The organism is Pseudonocardia adelaidensis, assembly GCF_039543345.1.
GTDB classification, from domain to species: domain Bacteria; phylum Actinomycetota; class Actinomycetes; order Mycobacteriales; family Pseudonocardiaceae; genus Pseudonocardia; species Pseudonocardia adelaidensis.
In genome coordinates this window covers 87,591-105,174 of sequence record NZ_BAABJO010000012.1, presented here as the reverse complement: position 1 = coordinate 105,174, position 17,584 = coordinate 87,591, and the positions used below count along the sequence as shown (strand labels likewise).

Annotated in this window: 20 protein-coding genes; 14 read left to right on the top strand and 6 right to left on the bottom strand. The window is 72.2% G+C overall.

What is annotated here, in order from left to right:
* Complete coding sequence (locus ABEA81_RS17820; protein WP_345606259.1) at positions 1–657, bottom strand: TetR/AcrR family transcriptional regulator; 657 nt, start codon at positions 655–657, stop codon at positions 1–3.
* The gene (locus tag ABEA81_RS17815) at positions 654–1,055 is read right to left on the bottom strand and encodes a hypothetical protein (RefSeq protein ID WP_345606258.1); all 402 of its coding nucleotides are present in this window, start codon (positions 1,053–1,055) and stop codon (positions 654–656) included. Before ABEA81_RS17815 ends, ABEA81_RS17820 begins: the two co-directional genes overlap by 4 nt.
* Before the next feature lie 343 nt (positions 1,056–1,398).
* Between ABEA81_RS17815 and ABEA81_RS17810 the strand changes: the two genes are divergently transcribed.
* The 3 genes from ABEA81_RS17810 (at position 1,399) to ABEA81_RS17800 (ending at position 5,639) form a co-directional block, all read left to right on the top strand.
* Positions 1,399–3,222 (top strand): phosphoenolpyruvate carboxykinase (GTP), encoded by a 1,824-nt coding sequence (locus ABEA81_RS17810; RefSeq protein ID WP_345606257.1) that lies wholly within the window; start codon positions 1,399–1,401, stop codon positions 3,220–3,222.
* 87 nt (positions 3,223–3,309) lie between these two features.
* Positions 3,310–3,501 (top strand): DUF3311 domain-containing protein, encoded by a 192-nt coding sequence (locus ABEA81_RS17805; RefSeq protein WP_345606256.1) that lies wholly within the window; start codon positions 3,310–3,312, stop codon positions 3,499–3,501.
* A 263-nt stretch (positions 3,502–3,764) separates the two neighbouring features.
* Positions 3,765–5,639: a hypothetical protein gene (locus tag ABEA81_RS17800; RefSeq protein ID WP_345606255.1), complete on the top strand. Its 1,875-nt coding sequence runs from the start codon at positions 3,765–3,767 to the stop codon at positions 5,637–5,639.
* Between the two features lie 12 nt (positions 5,640–5,651).
* On the opposite strand, the gene ABEA81_RS17795 is transcribed toward ABEA81_RS17800, so the two are convergent.
* A complete protein-coding gene (locus ABEA81_RS17795) occupies positions 5,652–5,951 on the bottom strand; it encodes a DUF3024 domain-containing protein (RefSeq protein ID WP_345606254.1) in 300 nt (99 codons plus the stop codon).
* A 75-nt stretch (positions 5,952–6,026) separates the two neighbouring features.
* Between ABEA81_RS17795 and ABEA81_RS17790 the strand changes: the two genes are divergently transcribed.
* The 3 genes from ABEA81_RS17790 to ABEA81_RS17780 all read left to right on the top strand — a co-directional run bounded on the left by ABEA81_RS17790 (position 6,027) and on the right by ABEA81_RS17780 (position 8,425).
* Positions 6,027–6,611 carry a peroxidase-related enzyme gene (locus ABEA81_RS17790; RefSeq protein ID WP_345606253.1) on the top strand — a complete coding sequence of 195 codons (585 nt, stop codon included), beginning with the start codon at positions 6,027–6,029 and terminating at the stop codon, positions 6,609–6,611.
* 62 nt (positions 6,612–6,673) lie between these two features.
* On the top strand, positions 6,674–7,756 hold the full coding sequence (locus ABEA81_RS17785) for a glycosyltransferase (RefSeq protein ID WP_345606252.1): 1,083 nt from the start codon (positions 6,674–6,676) through the stop codon (positions 7,754–7,756).
* Positions 7,757–7,762: 6 nt separating this feature from the next.
* Entirely contained in the window at positions 7,763–8,425 is a 663-nt protein-coding gene (locus ABEA81_RS17780) for a hypothetical protein (protein WP_345606251.1), read from the top strand.
* A 62-nt stretch (positions 8,426–8,487) separates the two neighbouring features.
* On the opposite strand, the gene ABEA81_RS17775 is transcribed toward ABEA81_RS17780, so the two are convergent.
* From ABEA81_RS17775 to ABEA81_RS17765, 3 genes are all read right to left on the bottom strand, one after another.
* Positions 8,488–9,243, bottom strand: coding sequence for an SDR family NAD(P)-dependent oxidoreductase (locus tag ABEA81_RS17775; RefSeq protein WP_345606250.1), 756 nt, complete (start codon positions 9,241–9,243; stop codon positions 8,488–8,490).
* Positions 9,243–10,097 carry a fumarylacetoacetate hydrolase family protein gene (locus ABEA81_RS17770; protein ID WP_345606249.1) on the bottom strand — a complete coding sequence of 285 codons (855 nt, stop codon included), beginning with the start codon at positions 10,095–10,097 and terminating at the stop codon, positions 9,243–9,245. The genes ABEA81_RS17775 and ABEA81_RS17770 overlap by 1 nt, the downstream gene beginning before the upstream one ends.
* A 101-nt stretch (positions 10,098–10,198) precedes the next feature.
* Positions 10,199–10,747, bottom strand: a complete 549-nt coding sequence (locus ABEA81_RS17765) for a TetR/AcrR family transcriptional regulator (protein WP_345606248.1) — start codon at positions 10,745–10,747, stop codon at positions 10,199–10,201.
* A 93-nt stretch (positions 10,748–10,840) separates the two neighbouring features.
* Between ABEA81_RS17765 and ABEA81_RS17760 the strand changes: the two genes are divergently transcribed.
* From ABEA81_RS17760 to ABEA81_RS17725, 8 genes are all read left to right on the top strand, one after another.
* Positions 10,841–11,119 (top strand): hypothetical protein, encoded by a 279-nt coding sequence (locus ABEA81_RS17760; RefSeq protein WP_345606247.1) that lies wholly within the window; start codon positions 10,841–10,843, stop codon positions 11,117–11,119.
* 67 nt (positions 11,120–11,186) lie between these two features.
* On the top strand, positions 11,187–11,444 hold the full coding sequence (locus ABEA81_RS17755) for a hypothetical protein (protein WP_345606245.1): 258 nt from the start codon (positions 11,187–11,189) through the stop codon (positions 11,442–11,444).
* 47 nt (positions 11,445–11,491) lie between these two features.
* Positions 11,492–12,772: an L-fuconate dehydratase gene (locus tag ABEA81_RS17750; RefSeq protein ID WP_345606243.1), complete on the top strand. Its 1,281-nt coding sequence runs from the start codon at positions 11,492–11,494 to the stop codon at positions 12,770–12,772.
* Complete coding sequence (locus ABEA81_RS17745) at positions 12,765–13,727, top strand: aldo/keto reductase (protein WP_345606242.1); 963 nt, start codon at positions 12,765–12,767, stop codon at positions 13,725–13,727. Before ABEA81_RS17750 ends, ABEA81_RS17745 begins: the two co-directional genes overlap by 8 nt.
* Positions 13,724–14,599, top strand: a complete 876-nt coding sequence (locus ABEA81_RS17740; protein ID WP_345606241.1) for an amidohydrolase family protein — start codon at positions 13,724–13,726, stop codon at positions 14,597–14,599. Before ABEA81_RS17745 ends, ABEA81_RS17740 begins: the two co-directional genes overlap by 4 nt.
* On the top strand, positions 14,572–14,973 hold the full coding sequence (locus tag ABEA81_RS17735) for an RbsD/FucU family protein (protein WP_345606240.1): 402 nt from the start codon (positions 14,572–14,574) through the stop codon (positions 14,971–14,973). The genes ABEA81_RS17740 and ABEA81_RS17735 overlap by 28 nt, the downstream gene beginning before the upstream one ends.
* A complete protein-coding gene (locus ABEA81_RS17730; RefSeq protein WP_345606239.1) occupies positions 14,970–16,487 on the top strand; it encodes a sugar ABC transporter ATP-binding protein in 1,518 nt (505 codons plus the stop codon). The genes ABEA81_RS17735 and ABEA81_RS17730 overlap by 4 nt, the downstream gene beginning before the upstream one ends.
* Before the next feature lie 70 nt (positions 16,488–16,557).
* On the top strand, positions 16,558–17,568 hold the full coding sequence (locus ABEA81_RS17725; RefSeq protein WP_345606238.1) for an ABC transporter permease: 1,011 nt from the start codon (positions 16,558–16,560) through the stop codon (positions 17,566–17,568).
* Positions 17,569–17,584: the final 16 nt, after the last annotated feature.

The following is a 17,584-nucleotide window of genomic DNA, read 5'->3' as shown; positions in this document are numbered from 1 at the left end:
TCAGCCCTTGAGCAACCGGACCAGGTCGACGACCTGGCGACCGAGCGGGCGCAGCACCGGCAGCCGCGAGAGCCGGACGAGCCGCGCGACGATCGGCACCGTGCGGTCCACGAGCAGGCGGGTGCGGGCGGCGTCCGCGGAGGTGTCGTGCACCCAGAACAACACGATCCCGAGGTGCTGCAGCCACAGCAGCTCGGGCAGCTCGCGCGCCAGCTCGGGATCGGGGTCGACCCGGGCGCCCGAGAGCACCTCGCGGTAGAGGTCCACGGCGGCCGCGCGGGCCGGGCCCGAGTCCGGGCTGAACGGCGACAACGGGTTGCCCGGCTGGGCGGCCACCGCGAAGAAGCGGCCCGCGAACTCGCGGTACGGCTCGGCGGCGGTGATCCACGCGTTGAGCGCGATGCGGAGCCGGTCGGCGAGGTCGGCGTGCCCGGTCAGCTCGGGGAGTGCGAGCGCGCGGTGCTCGGCGACGAGCTGGTCGTAGAAGCCCTGGACCAGCTCGTCCTTCGAGGAGAAGTAGTAGTACGCGTTGCCGACGGACACGCCGGCGCGGTCGGCGACGGCACGCATCGTGGTGCCGTCGAACCCGCGCTCGCGGAACAGCTCCAGTGCGGCGCTGACGATCGCGTCGCGGGTGCTACCGGGAGCCGTGGTCACTGGTGCCCGGGCTCACCGATCCCGCGGTCGGCGAGGCGCTCCTGGACGTGCTCGGAGATCTCGGCGGCCCGCCTGCGCTCGCGCACCCGGATGAGCACGAGCATCGAGATGCCGTAGGCGATGCCGAGCGTCAGCAGCACCACGCCGAGCTTCACGACGAAGGTCTGGAGCGCATTGTCACCGGTCACGTCACTGACCGAGATGATCGCCAGCACCCCCAGGGTGACCAGGTGGAACAGCACCGAGAGCAGCAGGTTGACCGATCGCGTGACCTTCTCGTCGTGGAACACCTCCTGCAGGAAGGGCTCGCCCGCCCGGACGAGGAGCCTCCCCACGACGAACGTCAGTGCCACCGACACGGCGAGCAGGACGATGTACTGGGTCATCTCGGCGGCCATCGGGCCCTCCCCGGCTTTTGAACGTGTTCAAAACACTACGCGCCCGAGGCGGTGCCGTCCACGGCGATGGGGGCCGGTCGGGTGTGGGCGCTCACAGCGGGCGGGTACCCCCGGCGGCGCCTGGCTACGCCTCGGGAAGCCAATCGGGAGGAAAGCGCTTTCGATTCTTCTGAATCGATTACCTGATCGGTCCTGTGAGTGAGCCGACAGGCACTCGCCGTGCAGGGAATAGGTGTCCGCAGGTACCGTCGAGACCCATCTCTCTAGAGCACACCCACCCGAATCAGGGTCGGGTGTGCGCAGCATTTCCAGGACCGGGAAGCCGGCGAGGAGCGAGGACGATATGACTGCGATGACCGTGCCGGGGATCGACGGAGCGCCCACCGCGAACGCTGAGCTGCTGTCCTGGGTGCGTGAGGTCGCGGAGCTCACCACGCCGGACCGCGTCGTGTGGTGCGACGGCTCCGACGAGGAGTGGGACCGCATGACGTCGCAGCTCGTCGGGGCGGGCACCTTCGTGAAGCTCGACGAATCGAAGAAACCGAATTCGTTCTGGGCTGCCTCCGACCCCGACGACGTCGCGCGGGTCGAGGAGCGGACCTTCATCTGCACCGAGGATCAGCACGGCGCGGGCCCCACCAACAACTGGATGGCCCCGGCGGAGATGAAGAGCACGATGACGGATCTCTACCGCGGGTGCATGCGCGGCCGCACGATGTTCGTCATCCCGTTCTGCATGGGGCCGACCGACGCCGAGATCCCCATGCTGGGAATCGAGATCACCGACTCGGAGTACGTGGTCGTCTCGATGCGGATCATGACCAGGATGGGCGCGTCGGTGCTGCCGCTCTTCGCCGACCGCGGCGACTCGTTCGTCAAGGGTCTGCACTCCGTCGGTGCCCCGCTCGAGCCGGGTGAGCAGGACGTGCCGTGGCCCTGCAACGACACCAAGTACATCAGCCACTTCCCGGAGACGCGGGAGATCTGGAGCTTCGGCTCCGGTTACGGCGGCAACGCGCTGCTGGGCAAGAAGTGCTACGCGCTGCGGATCGCCTCCGCCATCGCCCACGACGAGGGCTGGCTGGCCGAGCACATGTTGATCCTCAAGCTGATCTCGCCGGAGGAGAAGGCGTACTACGTCGCGGCCGCCTTCCCGTCGGCCTGCGGCAAGACGAACCTGGCGATGTTGCAGCCGACGGTGCCCGGGTGGCGGGCCGAGACCATCGGCGACGACATCGCGTGGATGCGTTTCGGCAAGGACGGGCGCCTCTACGCGGTGAACCCCGAGTTCGGTTTCTTCGGCGTGGCGCCGGGCACGAACTGGAAGACCAATCCGAACGCGATGCGGACGATCGAAAAGGGCAACTCGCTCTTCACGAACGTCGCGCTCACCGACGACGGCGACGTGTGGTGGGAGGGCCTCGAGGGCGAGCCGCAGCACCTCACGTCGTGGCTGGGCGAGGACTGGACCCCGGACTCGGACAAGCCGGCCGCCCACCCCAACTCGCGCTACACCACGCCGATCTCGCAGTGCCCCGTCGTGGCGCCCGAGTGGAACGACCCGAAGGGCGTGCCGATCTCCGCGATCCTCTTCGGTGGCCGCCGCAAGACCACCGTCCCGCTGATCACCGAGTCGCGGGACTGGCAGCACGGCACGTTCATGGGCGCCACCATGTCGAGCGAGATGACGGCCGCGGCCAAGGGCGGGAAGGGTCAGGTGCGGCGCGACCCGATGGCGATGCTGCCCTTCCTCGGCTACAACGTGGGCGAGTACTTCCAGCACTGGGTGAACGTCGGCAAGGGGGCCGATGCCGGCAAGCTGCCGCGGATCTTCTACGTCAACTGGTTCCGCCGCGGCGAGGACGGCCGCTTCCTGTGGCCCGGCTTCGGTGAGAACTCGCGCGTGCTGAAGTGGGCCGTCGAGCGGATCGAGGGCACCGCAGCCGCCACCGAGACCGCGATCGGCTACGTCCCCACCGCGGACGCGCTCGACCTCGACGGCCTCGACGTGAGCGCTGCCGACATCGAGGCGGCGCTCGCCGTCGACCAGGAGGAGTGGAAGGCGGAGATCCCGCTCATCGAGGAGTGGTTCGCGAAGGTCGGCGACCGCCTGCCCACCGCGATGCGGGACGAGCTGGAGGCGCTGAAGCTCCGCCTCGGCGCGTAAGCCGGACCCGGGGTACGAACGGCCCGTTCGTCTGCACCCAGCGGACGAACGGGCCGTTCGCGCGTCGTGGCTCCTACCATGGCCGGCGTGAGTCGATGGCGCCTGCTCCTGCTCGTGCCCTTCCTCACGCTCGTGACGCCGTGGTTCAACTCCGTCGAGCCGCGCCTCGCGGGCGTGCCGTTCTTCTACTGGGCCCAGTTCGCCTGGATCCCGGTCACGGTCGCGTGCCTCGCCGTAGTCCATCTCCGCACCCGCCGTCCGCCGGGCGCGTCATCCTGACGCAATCGACCGTTCACCGCGTTGAAATCACCGTTCGTCGACACATACCGCATCGTTCACATGCCTTAATCGTTCAGGTTCACCGCCTGCGTCCGGTCCGGTCGTCCATGCCCTGATCGGGTGGCCGGACGCCGCCGCAAGCGGCCGTTCCGGCGCTCGGCGGCCGCCGAACGCTGTCGGCCGTGACCCACAGGTGCGACATTCGGACGCGCCTGCGATACCAGGGTGACCACCGCCCGGCCGGTGACAGCGGAGGTGACGACGTGCTCGAAGTCGGAACGGCGGACCAGCGTGATGAGGCCCACGACCTCGCCGTCTTCGTCGACCGTCTCGCGGCGGCGGGAACGGACAGGTCCACCACGGACGCTCAGACGCAGATCCACCACGCGATCGCGGCAGGCGCCACCCCGCCGGGTGTGCGCAGGCTCGCCGAGGCGCTCGCCGCCTCCGTCGCCGAGCTCCCCCCATCGCCCCGCACGCCGGTGGAGGACACGGCATCGCTGGTCTCGGCCGTTCGCGACAACACGCTGGTCGTCCTCGAGGACTTCGACGCGCAGGCCACCGCCCGCGCCGTAGCCGCCCTGCTCGCCGACGGACGGCGCGTGGTCGTCACGGGTGCCGTGGCCGCCGACCTCGCCGCCGTCCGCGACGCGCTGCCGCCCGAGGTCGTCGACCGCGCCCTCCCCCACCTGCCCGCGCTGCCGCCCACGGAGCTCCGCGAGCTGAGGCGCCTGCTGGCCACGTCCACACCGGAGCGTCGCGCCCGTGGTGAGCAACTGCTCCCGTCCGAGTCGGCCCTTCCGGATCCCACCGAGGTCGCGCAGCTGTGCGCGCTCGCCGCGGGTTCCGAAGCGGCGGGCGACGGCGAGTGGATGCTGCCCACGCTCCTCGCCGACCTCGACGAGGACCGCCGCGCGGCCGTCACGGCCGTGGCGGAGAACGTGGACCGCTCGCTCGCCGAGATGCCGTCGCGCGCCGAGCACGAGTGGGCGTGGCGGCTGCTGTCCGAGCTGATCTACGGGCAGCACCGGGCGGCCTTCGACCAGATGCTCGAGGACACCGAACGGGTCATCGCGGTTCTCGACAGCACCCGTTCCGCTCCCCCGGTGTCGTTCACGGCACCGCCTCCGCCGGACGCGGTGGAGGCGCTGGTCCGGTACCGCGGCTTCCTCGCCGCGGGCGGCCGCTCGCGCTCGTACTTCAGGTCGGCCGCCCAGCGTGACGTCCAGGCGGTGCTCGACGTGGCCCGGGTCGGCACCCAGCCACCCGAGACCGAGGACGACATCGACCGCGTGATCGAGTACCTCGAGCTCGTCGAGCGCCAGGCCCGCGTCGACGCCGCGTGCGCCGAGCTCGGCGTGCCGGTGCCCGGCGACGAGAACGAGCTCGCCGAGATCGCCGGCGGGCTGGGTCGGGTGGCCACCGCGGCCCGCTCCGTGAGCGCCCTCCGCCACGACGTGCTGTTCCTCGCCGCCGACTCGCCGCTGTCGGCACCCGACGTCGCCACCGCCCAGGAGATCGCGAAGGGCGTCCTGGAGTTCGCCGTGCACGGATCGGGCGTCGACGCCGCCCGCCGGCTCGACGCGCTGGCCGACGCGCTCGCCGCGCTCAGCCCGGCCACCGCGATGGCCCCGGAGCACGATCGAGCGGTCGTCGCGTTGCGCGAGCGCGCTGCCGCCGACTACCGGGCCGCCGTCGACGCGCTCGGCGCCGCTCGCCGGGAGCAGCACGACGATCAGCTGCGCGTGATGTTGCTGCAACGCCTCGAGGAGGGTGCCCCACGCCTCGCCGCCGCGTGGGCGGCACTCGGCGAGACCACGCCCACGGCCCTCGGGTTCGTGTCGTTCGTACCGGTGGAACCGCTGCTGTCCACGCTCCCACCGCCCGACAGCGCCGACGTCGTGCTCGTGCTCGGTGCGGGCGGCCTCGGCGTGGAGCGGCTGCTGTTGAGTGCCGTGGCGCCCCGGATCGTCGCGGTGGTCGGGCCGGGGGACACCCGGGGCGAGAGCCCCACCCTGCTCAGCGTGCTGCAGCGTGCCTCGGCCCTCGTGATCCGGGGTCGCACGGCTGGGGGCCGGGTCGTGCCGTTCAACGCCGCCCCGCCCCGGGCGGCGGCCCGCATCGGGCACACGGCCTGACTCCCGGTGCCCTCAGGCGCGGACGCGTTCCAGCAGCTCGATCGGGTCGCTCCCGGTGGCGTCGGGCCGCCACTCACCGCGGCCGGCCGGGCGGTCCAGCTGCCAGCCGTCGGGCTTGCGCACCAGGCGCGCCATCGGGGTGGCCGACCAGGCGGGGCCGAGCTCCGGGTAGGCGGGCGGCCTGCGATCGAGGATCGTGATCGCGTTGCCGTGGATCGTGTAGGCGATCTGGCGCTGGTCGCGCTCCCCGGCCGGCACGCGCGCCGCACACCATTGCGACAGCCGCGTGCGGATCTCCTCGGGCACGGCCATGTCCGCATCGTCCCGGGTCGGCGACCCCGCGTCGAGCGGTATCAGGGGAACAGCCCGGGGTATTAGCGTCTGGGCATGACAGAAGCGGTCCCCGTGAGCCGGTTCGGCCACGTCGAGCTGGAGGACATGCCCGACGATCTGCGCGCCCGCGTGGGCGCCGTGGCGGAGAAGTCGGGCTTCGTGCCGAACGTGTTCCGCGCACTCGCCCGCAGGCCCGCGGAACTGCGGGCCTTCCTGGACTACCACGACGCGCTGATGGACTCCGACGACGGGCTGAGCCGCGCCGAGCGCGAGCTGGTGGTCGTCGCGACGTCGGGTGCGAACCACTGCACCTACTGCATCGTCGCCCACGGCGCCATCCTGCGGATCCGCACGAAGGATCCGGAGATCGCCGACCGGGTGGCGAGCAACCCCTGGGGCGTCGAGCTGAGCGCGCGCGAGCGGGCGATCGTGGACCTGGCCCTGCTCGTGGCCACCGACTCGGCCTCCCTCACCGAGGCCGACCTCGACGCCGCGCGGGATGCCGGTCTCTCCGACGACGAGATCTGGGACGTCGGGGCCATCACGGCGCTGTTCGCGATGTCCAACCGGCTCGCCCACCTGACGGCGCTGCGGCCGAACCCGGAGTTCTTCCTGATGGGACGCCTCCCCCGCGCCTGATCTCCCCGGGCGCGCAACCGCCCGTACACGTGGTCGTGACGGAGAACGGAGACGATCAGGTGATGGCGAACCTGTCCGGGAAGCAGGCGGCGATCGTCTCCTACCGCTTGGGCACCGCCGACGGCGTGTCGGTGGCGGCGGCGCAGTGGGCGGCGGCGCTGCACCGCCTCGGGATGCGGGTGCGCACCGTCGCGGGCGACGGCGATCCCGACGTGCGGGTCCCCGGTCTCGCCCTCGACGCGACCCACCCGCCGCCACCGCGCGCGTTGGCGGCGGCGCTGGACGACGCCGACGTCGTGGTCGCCGACAACATCTGCTCGCTGCCCATGAACATGGCGGCAGGCGATGCGGTGGCGCGGTACCTGCGCGGGCGCCCCGCCGTCCTGCGGCACCACGACCTGCCCTGGGAACGCGAGCGGTACGCCGCCGTCACCACGTGGCCGCCGGACGACCCGGCGTGGCGCCACGTCACCGTCAACGAGCTCGCCCGCCGTGCGCTCGCCGAACGCCGCGGGATCGCCGCCACCACGATCTACCACGGCTTCTCCGAGGAGCGCTGCCCGCAGGCACGGGAGCCCACCCGGGCCGCGCTCGGCGTGGACACCCGGCTGCTGCTCCTGCAGCCGACCCGGGCGATCCCGCGCAAGAACGTCGCCGCCGGCCTCGCGGTCGCGGAGGCGCTCGGGGCCACGTTCTGGCTCACCGGCCCGGCCGAGGACGGGTTCGGCGAGGAGCTCGCCCGGCTGTTGGCGAGCGCCCGGGTGCCGGTCCGCCGCAGGCTCCCCGGCGGTGTGGGCATGGCGGCGGCCTACGCCGCGTGCGACGCGGTCGTGCTGCCGTCGTCGTGGGAGGGGTTCGGCCTCCCCTTGATCGAGGCTGCGCTGCACCGCAGGCCCGTCGTGGTGGCCGACTTCCCGGTGGCGGTCGAGCTGCGCGCCTTCGGCTTCCGCTGGTTCCCAGTCGACGACCCGGCACAGCTCGGCGCGTGGCTGGCCGACCCGGACCCCGCCCTGCTCGACCACAACGAGAGGGTCGCCGGGGAGAACTTCGGCATCGACGCGGTCGCCCGCCGCCTCGACGAGCTGCTGGCCGCGGAGCCCGTACTCCACACTGCGGCGAACGGGAGCGTGGATGTCACCGTCTGATCGCGGGTGAGCACGCCGCGCCGGAACCGGGTCGACCCGTTCGGCGACCTGCACGCCGTGCCCGACCGGGGGAGGTTCACCGGGAACCGCGGGTGTCTGGTCGACGACGCGGGGAACGTCGTCCGCCACCACCGCGGCGATCTGTGGATCACCTGCGTCACGGCGTTCCGCGGACGCCGGGTGGGACTGGCCCGCCCGGGGCGGTGGACCCCGGTCTTCTTCCTGGACGACGCCGTGGCGCTGGCGGCGGGGCACCGGCCGTGCGGCGAGTGCCGTTTCGCCGCCTACCGCTCGTACCGCGATGCGGTGGCCGACGCCATCGGCCGCCCGGTGCGGGCCGGGGACCTCAACCGGCGCCTGCGGGCGGAGCGCCTCCGCCCAGGCCGGGGCCTCACCCGTGCCGCCGACCGCCGCACGTGGACCGCTCCGGCGCGGGACCTCCCCGACGGTGCCGTGGTGGTGCTGCACGGCGTTCCCCGGCTGGTCAGCGGCGATCGGCTGCTCGCCTTCTCCTTCGCGGGCTGGTCCGACCCGGTCCCCCGTCCGGCGGAGGAGCTGGCCGTCCTGACCCCGCCGACATCGGTGCTCGCGCTGCGGAACGGCTTCCGCCCGGAGCTGCACCCCTCCGCCGACGCCCCCAGCCCGCTCACACACCAACTCGCGCGCTGACACACCAACTGCAGTTGCTGTGCGAGCGCCGGAGTTGGTGTGCGAGCATCCCGGCGGGTCGGCTACGACTTCGGGCGCAGCCGCAGCTCCTGCATCCCGCCGTCCACGGCGAGCACGATGCCGGTGGTCGACGTCGAGCGGGGGCCGGCCAGGTAGGCCACCGCGCCCGCCACCTCGTCGGCCGACACGAGCCGCCCGTGCGGCTGGCGCGCCTCCAGTGCGGCGCGCTCGGCCGCCGGGTCGTCGGCCCGTTCCAGCAGCCGCCCGACCCACGGGGTGTCGGCGGTGCCCGGCGCCACGGCGCAGACCCGGATGCCCTCGGCGAGGTGGTCGGCCGCCATCGCCCTGGTGAGGGCGTGCACGGCGCCCTTGCTGGCGCTGTAGACGGCCCGCTGCGGGAGGCCGGCCGTGGCCGCGATCGACCCCGTGTTGACGATCGCCGCGGACGGGGAGCGCCGCAGCGCCGGGAGGGCCGCCCGGGTGGCGCGGACCATCCCGAGCAGGTTGACGTCCAGCACCCGGTGCCACTCGTCGTCCGGGTTGTCCGCGACGGTGCCCTGCGACCCGATCCCGGCGTTGTTCACCAGTACGTCGAGGCGGTCCCACTCCTGCAGCACGCGATCCACCGCGGCGCGCACCGAGGCGTCGTCGGTGACGTCGGCCTGCACGGCGAGGGTGCCCTCGGGCGCGTTGCTCACGTCCCGGTCGAGCACGGCGACGCGCGCACCGTCTGCCATCAGCCGCCGAGCGATCGCCGCCCCGATCCCGGACGCCCCACCCGTGACGGCCGCGACCAGCCCGTCGAAGTCCCCCGCCATCAGCGGCCCTCCACCATCGTGTGGCGCTGGCGGCCCAGGCCCTCGATCTCCATCTCCACCACGTCGCCCGCCTTCAGGAACGGGAACTTCCCGGAGAGGCCGACGCCCTGCGGGGTGCCGGTGATCACCAGGTCGCCCGGCTCGAGGGTCATGTGCTGGGACAGGTGCCAGACGAGGAACTCGACGTCGAAGATCATGTCCTTCGTGGTGGAGTCCTGCCGCGGCTCGCCGTTCACCCAGCTGCGCAGGCGCAGGTTGCCGTGCTCCACCTCGTCCGGCGTCACGAGCCACGGCCCGGTCGGGCAGAACCCGGGCGCGCACTTGCCCTTGCTCCACTGCCCGCCCGAGATCTCGATCTGGGCGTAGCGCTCCGACAGGTCGTCGGCCACCACGAACCCGGCGACGTGGGCGAGGCTCTGCTCGGGCGACTCGAGGTAGGCGGCGGTGCTGCCGATCACGAGGCCGAGCTCGACCTCCCAGTCGACCTTGGCGTTCTCGCTCGGCGGCATCGCGACGTCGTCGTCCGGCCCGCCGACCGTGTTCGGCGTCTTGAAGAACACCACCGGGTTCTCCGGCGGCGCGGCGCCGGACTCGGCGGCGTGGGCGGCGTAGTTCATCCCGATGCAGATCACCGCGCCGGGCCGGGCGACGGGCGAGCCGACGCGCAGGTCGGCCGCGCTCTCGAGCTCGGGCAGCGAGCCCGCCTCCGCGGCCGCGCGCACGTCGGCCAGGCCGCCTCTGGCGAGGAAGCCACCGTCGATGTCGCGGGCGAGCCCGCGCAGGTCGTAGGTCCCGCTGTCGGTGACGAGTGCCGGGATCTCGGCTCCGGAGGGTCCGAGGCGAGCGAGCTTCATCGCGGCTCCAAGACGGTCGAGGTCGTCGAAAGATCTGATGTCCCGGGGTGGAACCTACCTGCCCGCGGCTCGATGATCGACCCCGCGGCCTGCGGGGACGGTCACGCCTGCGCGGCGAGCAGCGCGGACGCCATGCGCTTCGCCCGCTGTGCCGGGGCCGCACCGCGCTCGCGCAGGGCGCTGACGATGGCGCCGTCGATGAGCAGCAGGAACTGCGCGGCGAGCTCGGCGTGGTCGGCGCGCCCGGCCGCTGCGAGCCACCGGTCGAGGTCGGCGATGACCGCCTCCTTGTGCGCCACGGCGGCGCGGTGCAGCGGGTGGCCCGGGTCCACGAACTCGATCATCGTGCGGATGGAGGCGCACCCCCGGAGCGCGGACCGGTCGAAGCGGTCGGCGAGGGCGTCGAACAGCGCGGCCGGGTCGTCGCCCGCCTCCGCGACGGCCGCCGCGAGCCACTCGCGGAAGCGCTCGTCGTAGCCCCGGAGCATGGTCAGGATCAGGTCGTCCTTGCTGGGGAAATGCCGGTAGAACGACGCCCGGCCGACCCCGGAGACGGCCAGCAGGCGCTCGACGCCGACCGCCCGGATGCCCTCCTCGTAGAACAGCTCCTCCGCGGCCGCGACCAGGCGCTCGCGGGCGTGTGCCGGCATGGCCACACGGTAGCCGGTCTGGACCCAGATGGAACCGATCGGTACTCTCTCGCCGGAGACGGTACTGGTCGGTACCGACTTGAGGAGACGGACATGCTCGACTCGCCGCCCGACGCGCGCCGGCGCTCGCACGCGGTCGTACTCGCGGCCGGGACGTTGGCGGACGGCCGGGTGCGCGGGCTGCTGGCGTGCACGTTCGTCGCGTTCCTGGGAATCTTCATCCCCTACACCTACTTCAGCGCGGCGTACGCGCCGTCCACCGGCGGCAGCGGAACGCGCCTTGCCGGCCTGCTGCTGGTGTTCGGGCTGGGAGCGCGGTCGGCAACCTGTCCGCCGGGTCGCTCGCCGACCGGTTCGGACCGCGACGGGTGATCGTGTCGGTCACCGTGGCTCTCGCCGTGGTGTTCACCGCCCTCCCGCTACTGCAGGAGTCGCTGCGGTGGCCGCTGCGGTGGTGGCGGTGAGCGGGGTGCTGTCCTTCGGGGTCACGGTCCCGATGCAGCAGCTCCTCATCGCGCTCGCACCCGGTGCCGGGCCGGTGCTCACGTCGCTGTACCAGTCCGCGGCCCACCTGGCCGTCTCCGCCGCCGCCGTCGACGGCTGGGGCGGGAGCGCGGTCGGCCCGCTCGGGGCCGGCTTCGTGCTCGCCGCCGCGGTGCTGACGGCGACCGGCGGTCGGAGACGCCTTGACCCGTAGACATCCGATGTCTACGGTGAGCCGCGCATCGGCAGAAAGGACTGCGCGTGAGCCGCATCACCGCTCTGGACACCGCGGACGTGCGGTTCCCGACCTCGCTCCAGCTCGACGGGTCGGACGCGATGAACCCCGACCCCGACTACTCCGCGGCGTACGTCCGGGTCGTCACCGACGCGGGCGACTCGGGGCACGGGTTCGTCTTCACGATCGGCCGGGGCAACGACGTGCAGGTGGCCGCGATCGAGGCGCTCGCCGGCCACCTCGTCGGCAAGGACGTCGAACCGCTGCTCGCCGACATGGGCGGCACCTGGCGGGATCTCGTGCACGACTCGCAGCTGCGCTGGCTGGGCCCGGAGAAGGGCGTCATGCACATGGCGATCGGCGCGGTCGTCAACGCATTGTGGGACCTGCGGGCCAAGCGGGAGGGCCGCCCGCTGTGGCAGGTACTCGCCGCGATGACGCCGGAGCAGCTCGTCGGCCTCGTCGACTTCCGCTACCTCACCGACGCCCTCACCCCCGAGGAGGCGCTGCAGATCCTGCGCGGCGCGGAGCCCGGCCGGGCCGAGCGGGAGGAGCGGCTGCTGCGGGACGGCTACCCCGCCTACACGACGACCCCCGGCTGGCTCGGCTACGACGACGAGAAGCTCGCGCGCCTGTGCCGGGAGGCCGTCGAGGAGGGGTTCGACCAGATCAAGCTCAAGGTCGGCGGCGAGCTCGCCGACGACGTGCGCAGGCTGCGGATCGCCCGCGAGGTGGTGGGGCCGGACATCCGGATCGCGGTGGACGCCAACCAGCGCTGGGACGTCGCCGACGCGATCGCGTGGATCAAGGAGCTGGCGAGCTTCGACCTCGCATGGGTCGAGGAGCCCACCAGCCCGGACGACGTGCTCGGTCACGCGGCCATCGCGCGCGGCATCGCCCCGATCCCGGTGGCCACCGGGGAGCACATGGCCAACCGCGTGCTGGCCAAGCAGTTCCTCGCGGCCGACGCCCTGCAGGTGCTCCAGATCGACGCCACCCGCGTGGCGGGCGTCAACGAGAACGTCGCGATGCTGCTGCTCGCGGCCAAGTTCGGGGTGCGGGTCTGCCCGCACGCGGGCGGCGTGGGGCTCTGCGAGGCGGTGCAGCACCTGGCGATGTTCGACTACGTCGCCGTGTCCGGGACGCTGGAGGGGCGGATGATCGAGTTCGTGGACCACCTTCACGAGCACTTCGTCACGCCGGTCCGGGTGGCCGGAGGCCGGTACCGGACCCCGACCGAGCCCGGGGCGGGCACCGAGATGCACGCCGCTTCCCTCGCCGCGCACACGGTGACGCGTGATGCCTGACCGCGTGCCCGAACTGGGCGAGCTCGGCTTCGGCGGCGCCAACCTCGGCAACCTCTTCACGGCGATGTCGGACGAGCAGGCGCACGCGGTGCTGGAAGCCGCGTGGGACTGCGGCATCCGCTACTTCGACACCGCGCCGCACTACGGGCTCGGGCTCGCCGAGCGCCGGCTCGGCGCCTTCCTGGCCACCAGACCGCGCGCCGAGTTCGTCGTCTCCACCAAGGTCGGCAGGCGGCTCGTTCCCAGCCCCGAAACATCAGATGAGTTGGACGAGGAAGGCGGGTTCGTGGTGCCCGCCGACCCGCGCCGCGTGTGGGACCCGTCGGCCGACGGCGTGCGCCGCAGCCTCGACGAGTCCCTCGAACGGCTCGGCCTCGACCGCGTCGACGTGCTGTACCTGCACGACCCCGACGAGTACGACGACATGGAGGGGTCGGTCGCGAGCGCCGTGCCGGCCCTCGTCGCGCTGCGCGACGAGGGCGTCGTGCGCGCGGTGGGGATCGGCTCGAAGTCGGTGGCGGCGCACCTCGCGGGCGTGCGCACCGGCGACCTCGACCTGCTCATGGTCGCCGGCCGCTACACGCTGCTCGAGCAGCCCGCCGCCCCCGAGCTGATCCCCGAGTGCCGGGAGCGCGGGATCGGCATCGTCGTCGCGGGCGCCTTCAACTCCGGGCTGCTGGCGACGTCGAACCCCGCGCCGGGCGCCCACTACGAGTACGGCGACGCCCCCGCCGACGTCGTCGAGGAGGCGCGGCGGCTCGCGGCCGTCTGCCGGAGGCACGGCGTGGACCTGCCGGCCGCTGCGCTGCAGTTCCCGCTGCGCGAGCCGGTGGTCCGCGCGATCGTGCTGGGCGCCACCGAGCCCGCGCACATCGAGCAGAACGTCGCCCGGATCGCCGAGCCGATCCCCGCGGCGCTGTGGGCGGACCTCGCCGCGGAGGGGTTCCTGCCGTGATCGACTCCCATCTGCACCTCTGGGACCTGCAGCGCAGCGCGTACTCGTGGATCACGCCCGAGCTCGGGCCGCTGCACACCACGATCACCGCGGACCGCGCCGAGCCCGAGCTGGCCGCCGTCGGTGTCGACCGGGCGGTGCTCGTGCAGGCCGAGGACTCGGTCACCGACACCGAGTTCATGCTCGAGGTCGCCGCTGAGCGCGAGTGGGTGGCCGGCGTCGTCGGGTGGGTGCAGCTGGACGACCCGGCGGTCGCCGCCGCACAGCTCGACCGGTTCGCCGCCGACCCCGCGTTCCGGGGCGTGCGCCACCTCGTGCACGACGACCCGCGCGACGACTTCCTCGCGCTGCCGTCCGTGCGGACCTCGCTCGGCCTGCTCGCCGAGCGCGGCCTGCCCTACGACGTGCCGGACGCCTGGCCGCGCCACCTCGCCGCCACCGCCGACCTGGCGGGTGCGCTGCCCGAGCTGACGGTCGTGCTCGACCACCTGGGCAAGCCGCCCCATGGACGGCCGGACTTCCCGCAGTGGCGGGAGGCGTTCACCGCGGTGGCCGCGCGCCAGAACACCGTGGCGAAGGTGTCGGGGCTGCAGGTGCGCGGTGAGCCGTTCACGGCGGCGGCCATCCGCCCGGCGTGGGAGGCGGCGCTGGAGCTCTTCGGCCCGGACCGGCTGCTGTGGGGCAGCGACTGGCCGATGACGTTGCTCACCGCCGGGTACGCCGGCACCTGGGAGGTCATGGCCGGGCTCCTCGGCGAGCTGACCGACGATGAGCAGGGCAAGATCCGCACGTACAACGCGCAGCGCGTCTACGGGCTGGCGCCGACGAACTCCGAGGAGGAGCCGTGCTCTCCGGCATCCACCCGCTCCTGAGCGGGCCGCTGCTCGCGCACCTCGACGCCATGGGGCACACGGACGCCGTCGTGCTCGCCGACGCGCACTTCCCGGCCCACCGGCTCGGCGTCCGCGTGCTCGACCTGCCCGGCGTCGCGACGCCGGACCTCATGGCCGCGATCCGCACGGTCGTGCCGCTCGACGACGCGCCCGCCGTCGACCTCATGGCCGCGCCGGACGGCGAGCAGCTCCCCGTGCAGAAGGAGCTGATCGCCGCGGCCGGCACGACCGAGGTGCGGTTCCTCGACCGGTACGAGTTCTACGAGGCTGCCGCGCCCGCGTACCTGATCGTGCGCACCGGCGAGACCCGCGTGTACGGCAACGCGATCCTCCGGAAGGGCGTCGTCACATGACCGGGACGCTGCTGCTGGAGGCCCGCGGCGTCGGGAAGAGCTTTCCCGGCGTACGGGCCCTGCAGGACATGCACATCGAGCTGCGCCACGGCGAGGTGCTCGCGCTCGTCGGGGAGAACGGCGCGGGCAAGTCCACGCTGATGAAGCTGCTGTCCGGCATCTACACCCCGGACGAGGGCGAGTTCTTCCTCGAGGGGGAGCCGCTGCGCGTGAGCGGTCCGCGCGACGCCCTCGAGCAGGGCATCAGCATCATCCACCAGGAGTTCAACCTGATGCCCGACCTCACGGTCGCGCAGAACCTCTTCATCGGCCGGGAGCCCCGGGCCGGGCGGGTCTTCCTCGGGGAGCGTGCGCTCGAGGCGAGGGCCGCCGAGCTGCTCGAGCGGCTGCACCTGCCCCTGAAGCCCCGGCAGCGGGTGGGCGACCTGACCGTCGCGAAGCAGCAGATGGTCGAGATCGCCAAGGCGCTCTCCTACGAGCCCCGTATCCTGATCATGGATGAACCCACCGCGGCGCTGAACGACGCCGAGGTGCAGGTGCTGCACGACCTCATCCGGCGGTTCCGGCGCCCGGACACCGGCGTCATCTACATCTCGCACCGGATGGACGAGCTGAAGGCGATCACCGACCGGATCACGGTGATCCGCGACGGCCGCTACATCGACACCCTCGACACGGCCACCACCTCGATGCGCGAGGTCATCTCGCGGATGGTGGGCCGGGAGATCGCGGGCGGGCTCGGGCCGGAGGGCGTGCGGGCGGACCGGCCCGTCGTGCTCTCGGTGCGCGACCTGTCCACCAAGGAACTGCTGAAGGACGTCTCGTTCGAGCTGCGGGAGGGCGAGATCCTCGGCTTCGCCGGGCTGATGGGGGCCGGGCGCACCGAGGTCGCCCGCGCGATCGTCGGGGCCGACCCCGTCGAGTCGGGCACGATCGAGCTGCGCGGCGAGCCCGTGCACATCACGAGCCCGGCGGAGGCCGCCAGGCACCGCATCGGGTACCTGTCCGAGGACCGCAAGCACCTCGGCCTGCTGCTCGAGCAGGACGTCAACGCCAACATCGGGCTCAGCTCGATCCGCGAGCGGTTCCAGCAGTGGGGCTTCGTGCGCGACCGGGCGATGCGGGCGCGCTCGCGCGAGGTCGTGGAGTCGCTGCGCATCCGCACCCCGTCGGTCGACCAGACCGCCAAGTTCCTGTCCGGTGGCAACCAGCAGAAGGTCGTCATCGCGAAGTGGCTCGTCAAGGACTGCGACGTCCTGATCTTCGACGAGCCGACCCGCGGGATCGACGTGGGCGCCAAGGAGGAGATCTACCGGCTGCTCAACGACCTCGCCGCCCAGGGCAAGTCGATCATCATGATCTCCTCCGAACTGCCGGAGGTGCTGCGGATGTCGCACCGGGTCGTCGTCATGAGCGAAGGCCGGGTCACCGGGCAACTCGATGCAGCCGAAGCCACCCAGGAGAGCGTCATGCACCTCGCCACCCTGCGTCCGGAGACGGAGGCCGTTCAATGAGCGAGCTTGCGAGCGAATCAATGTCACAGCGACCGCTGGCATCGCCCACCGAGCGAAGCGAGGTTGCGCGATGACCACCCCCACCGCCACCGAGGAGGAGCAGCGCAAGGACGCCCCCACCGGGGTGCGCCAGACGCTGCGGGCCGGGCTGCAGCAGTTCCTCGCCTTCGCGAGCCTGCTCGTGATCTTCGTGTTCTTCTCGGTCCTCAGCCCGAACTTCTTCAACTACGGCAACATCACGAACATCCTGTTCTCGACCGTCGTGATCGGCACGCTCGCGCTCGGCACCACGTTCGTGATCATCACCGGCGGCATCGACCTGTCGATCGGCACCGGCATGGCGCTGTGCGCCGTGATGTCCGGCGTGCTGATCGTGAACGCGGGGGTCCCGCTGCCGCTCGGCGTGCTCGGGGTACTGCTCTTCGGCGGCCTGATCGGCCTCGTCAACGGCCTCAACGTGGCCGTGCTCGGGCTGCCCCCGTTCATCGCGACGCTCGCGATGATGCTGGTGGCGCAGGGGCTCGCGCTCGTCGTGTCGAACAGCACGCCGATCTACTTCGACCAGACCCCCGGCTACATCGAGATCTCCATCGGCAGCATCATCCCCGGCGCCAACTTCCCCAATGCCGTGATCATTCTGGCGGTCGCGGCGGTGATCGCGGGCGTGCTGCTGAACAAGACGGTGCTCGGGCGCTACACCTACTCCATCGGGAGCAACGAGGACGCCACCGCGCTCTCCGGCATCGACGTGCGCCGTTGGAAGATCGTGATCTACACGCTGGCCGGCCTGTTCACCGGTCTCGCGGGCGTGATGATCTCGGCTCGGCTCGGCTCGGCGCAGCCCGCCACCGGCATGGGGTACGAGCTCCAGGCGATCGCCGCCGTCGTGATCGGCGGTACCTCCCTCTCGGGAGGCAAGGGCTCGATTGTCGGTACGGTCATCGGTGCTCTGATCATCTCGGTGCTGAACAACGGGTTGCAGATCATGTCCATCCCCCAGGAATGGCAGAACGTCATCCTCGGCTGCGTGATCCTGCTCGCGGTGTATGCAGACCGGGCGCGCAAGAGCACCACCGCCTGACTCATCCACCTCGACC

Bases quoted from the DNA above. Each gene is read 5' to 3' on its own strand.
- ABEA81_RS17815 (WP_345606258.1), bottom strand. From the start codon at position 1,055: ATGGCCGCCGAGATGACCCAGTACATCGTCCTGCTCGCCGTGTCGGTG.
- ABEA81_RS17810 (WP_345606257.1), top strand. From the start codon at position 1,399: ATGACTGCGATGACCGTGCCGGGGATCGACGGAGCGCCCACCGCGAAC.
- ABEA81_RS17795 (WP_345606254.1), bottom strand. From the start codon at position 5,951: ATGGCCGTGCCCGAGGAGATCCGCACGCGGCTGTCGCAATGGTGTGCG.
- ABEA81_RS17790 (WP_345606253.1), top strand. From the start codon at position 6,027: ATGACAGAAGCGGTCCCCGTGAGCCGGTTCGGCCACGTCGAGCTGGAG.
- ABEA81_RS17785 (WP_345606252.1), top strand. From the start codon at position 6,674: ATGGCGAACCTGTCCGGGAAGCAGGCGGCGATCGTCTCCTACCGCTTG.
- ABEA81_RS17775 (WP_345606250.1), bottom strand. From the start codon at position 9,243: ATGGCGGGGGACTTCGACGGGCTGGTCGCGGCCGTCACGGGTGGGGCG.
- ABEA81_RS17770 (WP_345606249.1), bottom strand. From the start codon at position 10,097: ATGAAGCTCGCTCGCCTCGGACCCTCCGGAGCCGAGATCCCGGCACTC.
- ABEA81_RS17765 (WP_345606248.1), bottom strand. From the start codon at position 10,747: ATGCCGGCACACGCCCGCGAGCGCCTGGTCGCGGCCGCGGAGGAGCTG.
- ABEA81_RS17760 (WP_345606247.1), top strand. From the start codon at position 10,841: ATGCTCGACTCGCCGCCCGACGCGCGCCGGCGCTCGCACGCGGTCGTA.
- ABEA81_RS17745 (WP_345606242.1), top strand. From the start codon at position 12,765: ATGCCTGACCGCGTGCCCGAACTGGGCGAGCTCGGCTTCGGCGGCGCC.
- ABEA81_RS17730 (WP_345606239.1), top strand. From the start codon at position 14,970: ATGACCGGGACGCTGCTGCTGGAGGCCCGCGGCGTCGGGAAGAGCTTT.
- ABEA81_RS17725 (WP_345606238.1), top strand. From the start codon at position 16,558: ATGACCACCCCCACCGCCACCGAGGAGGAGCAGCGCAAGGACGCCCCC.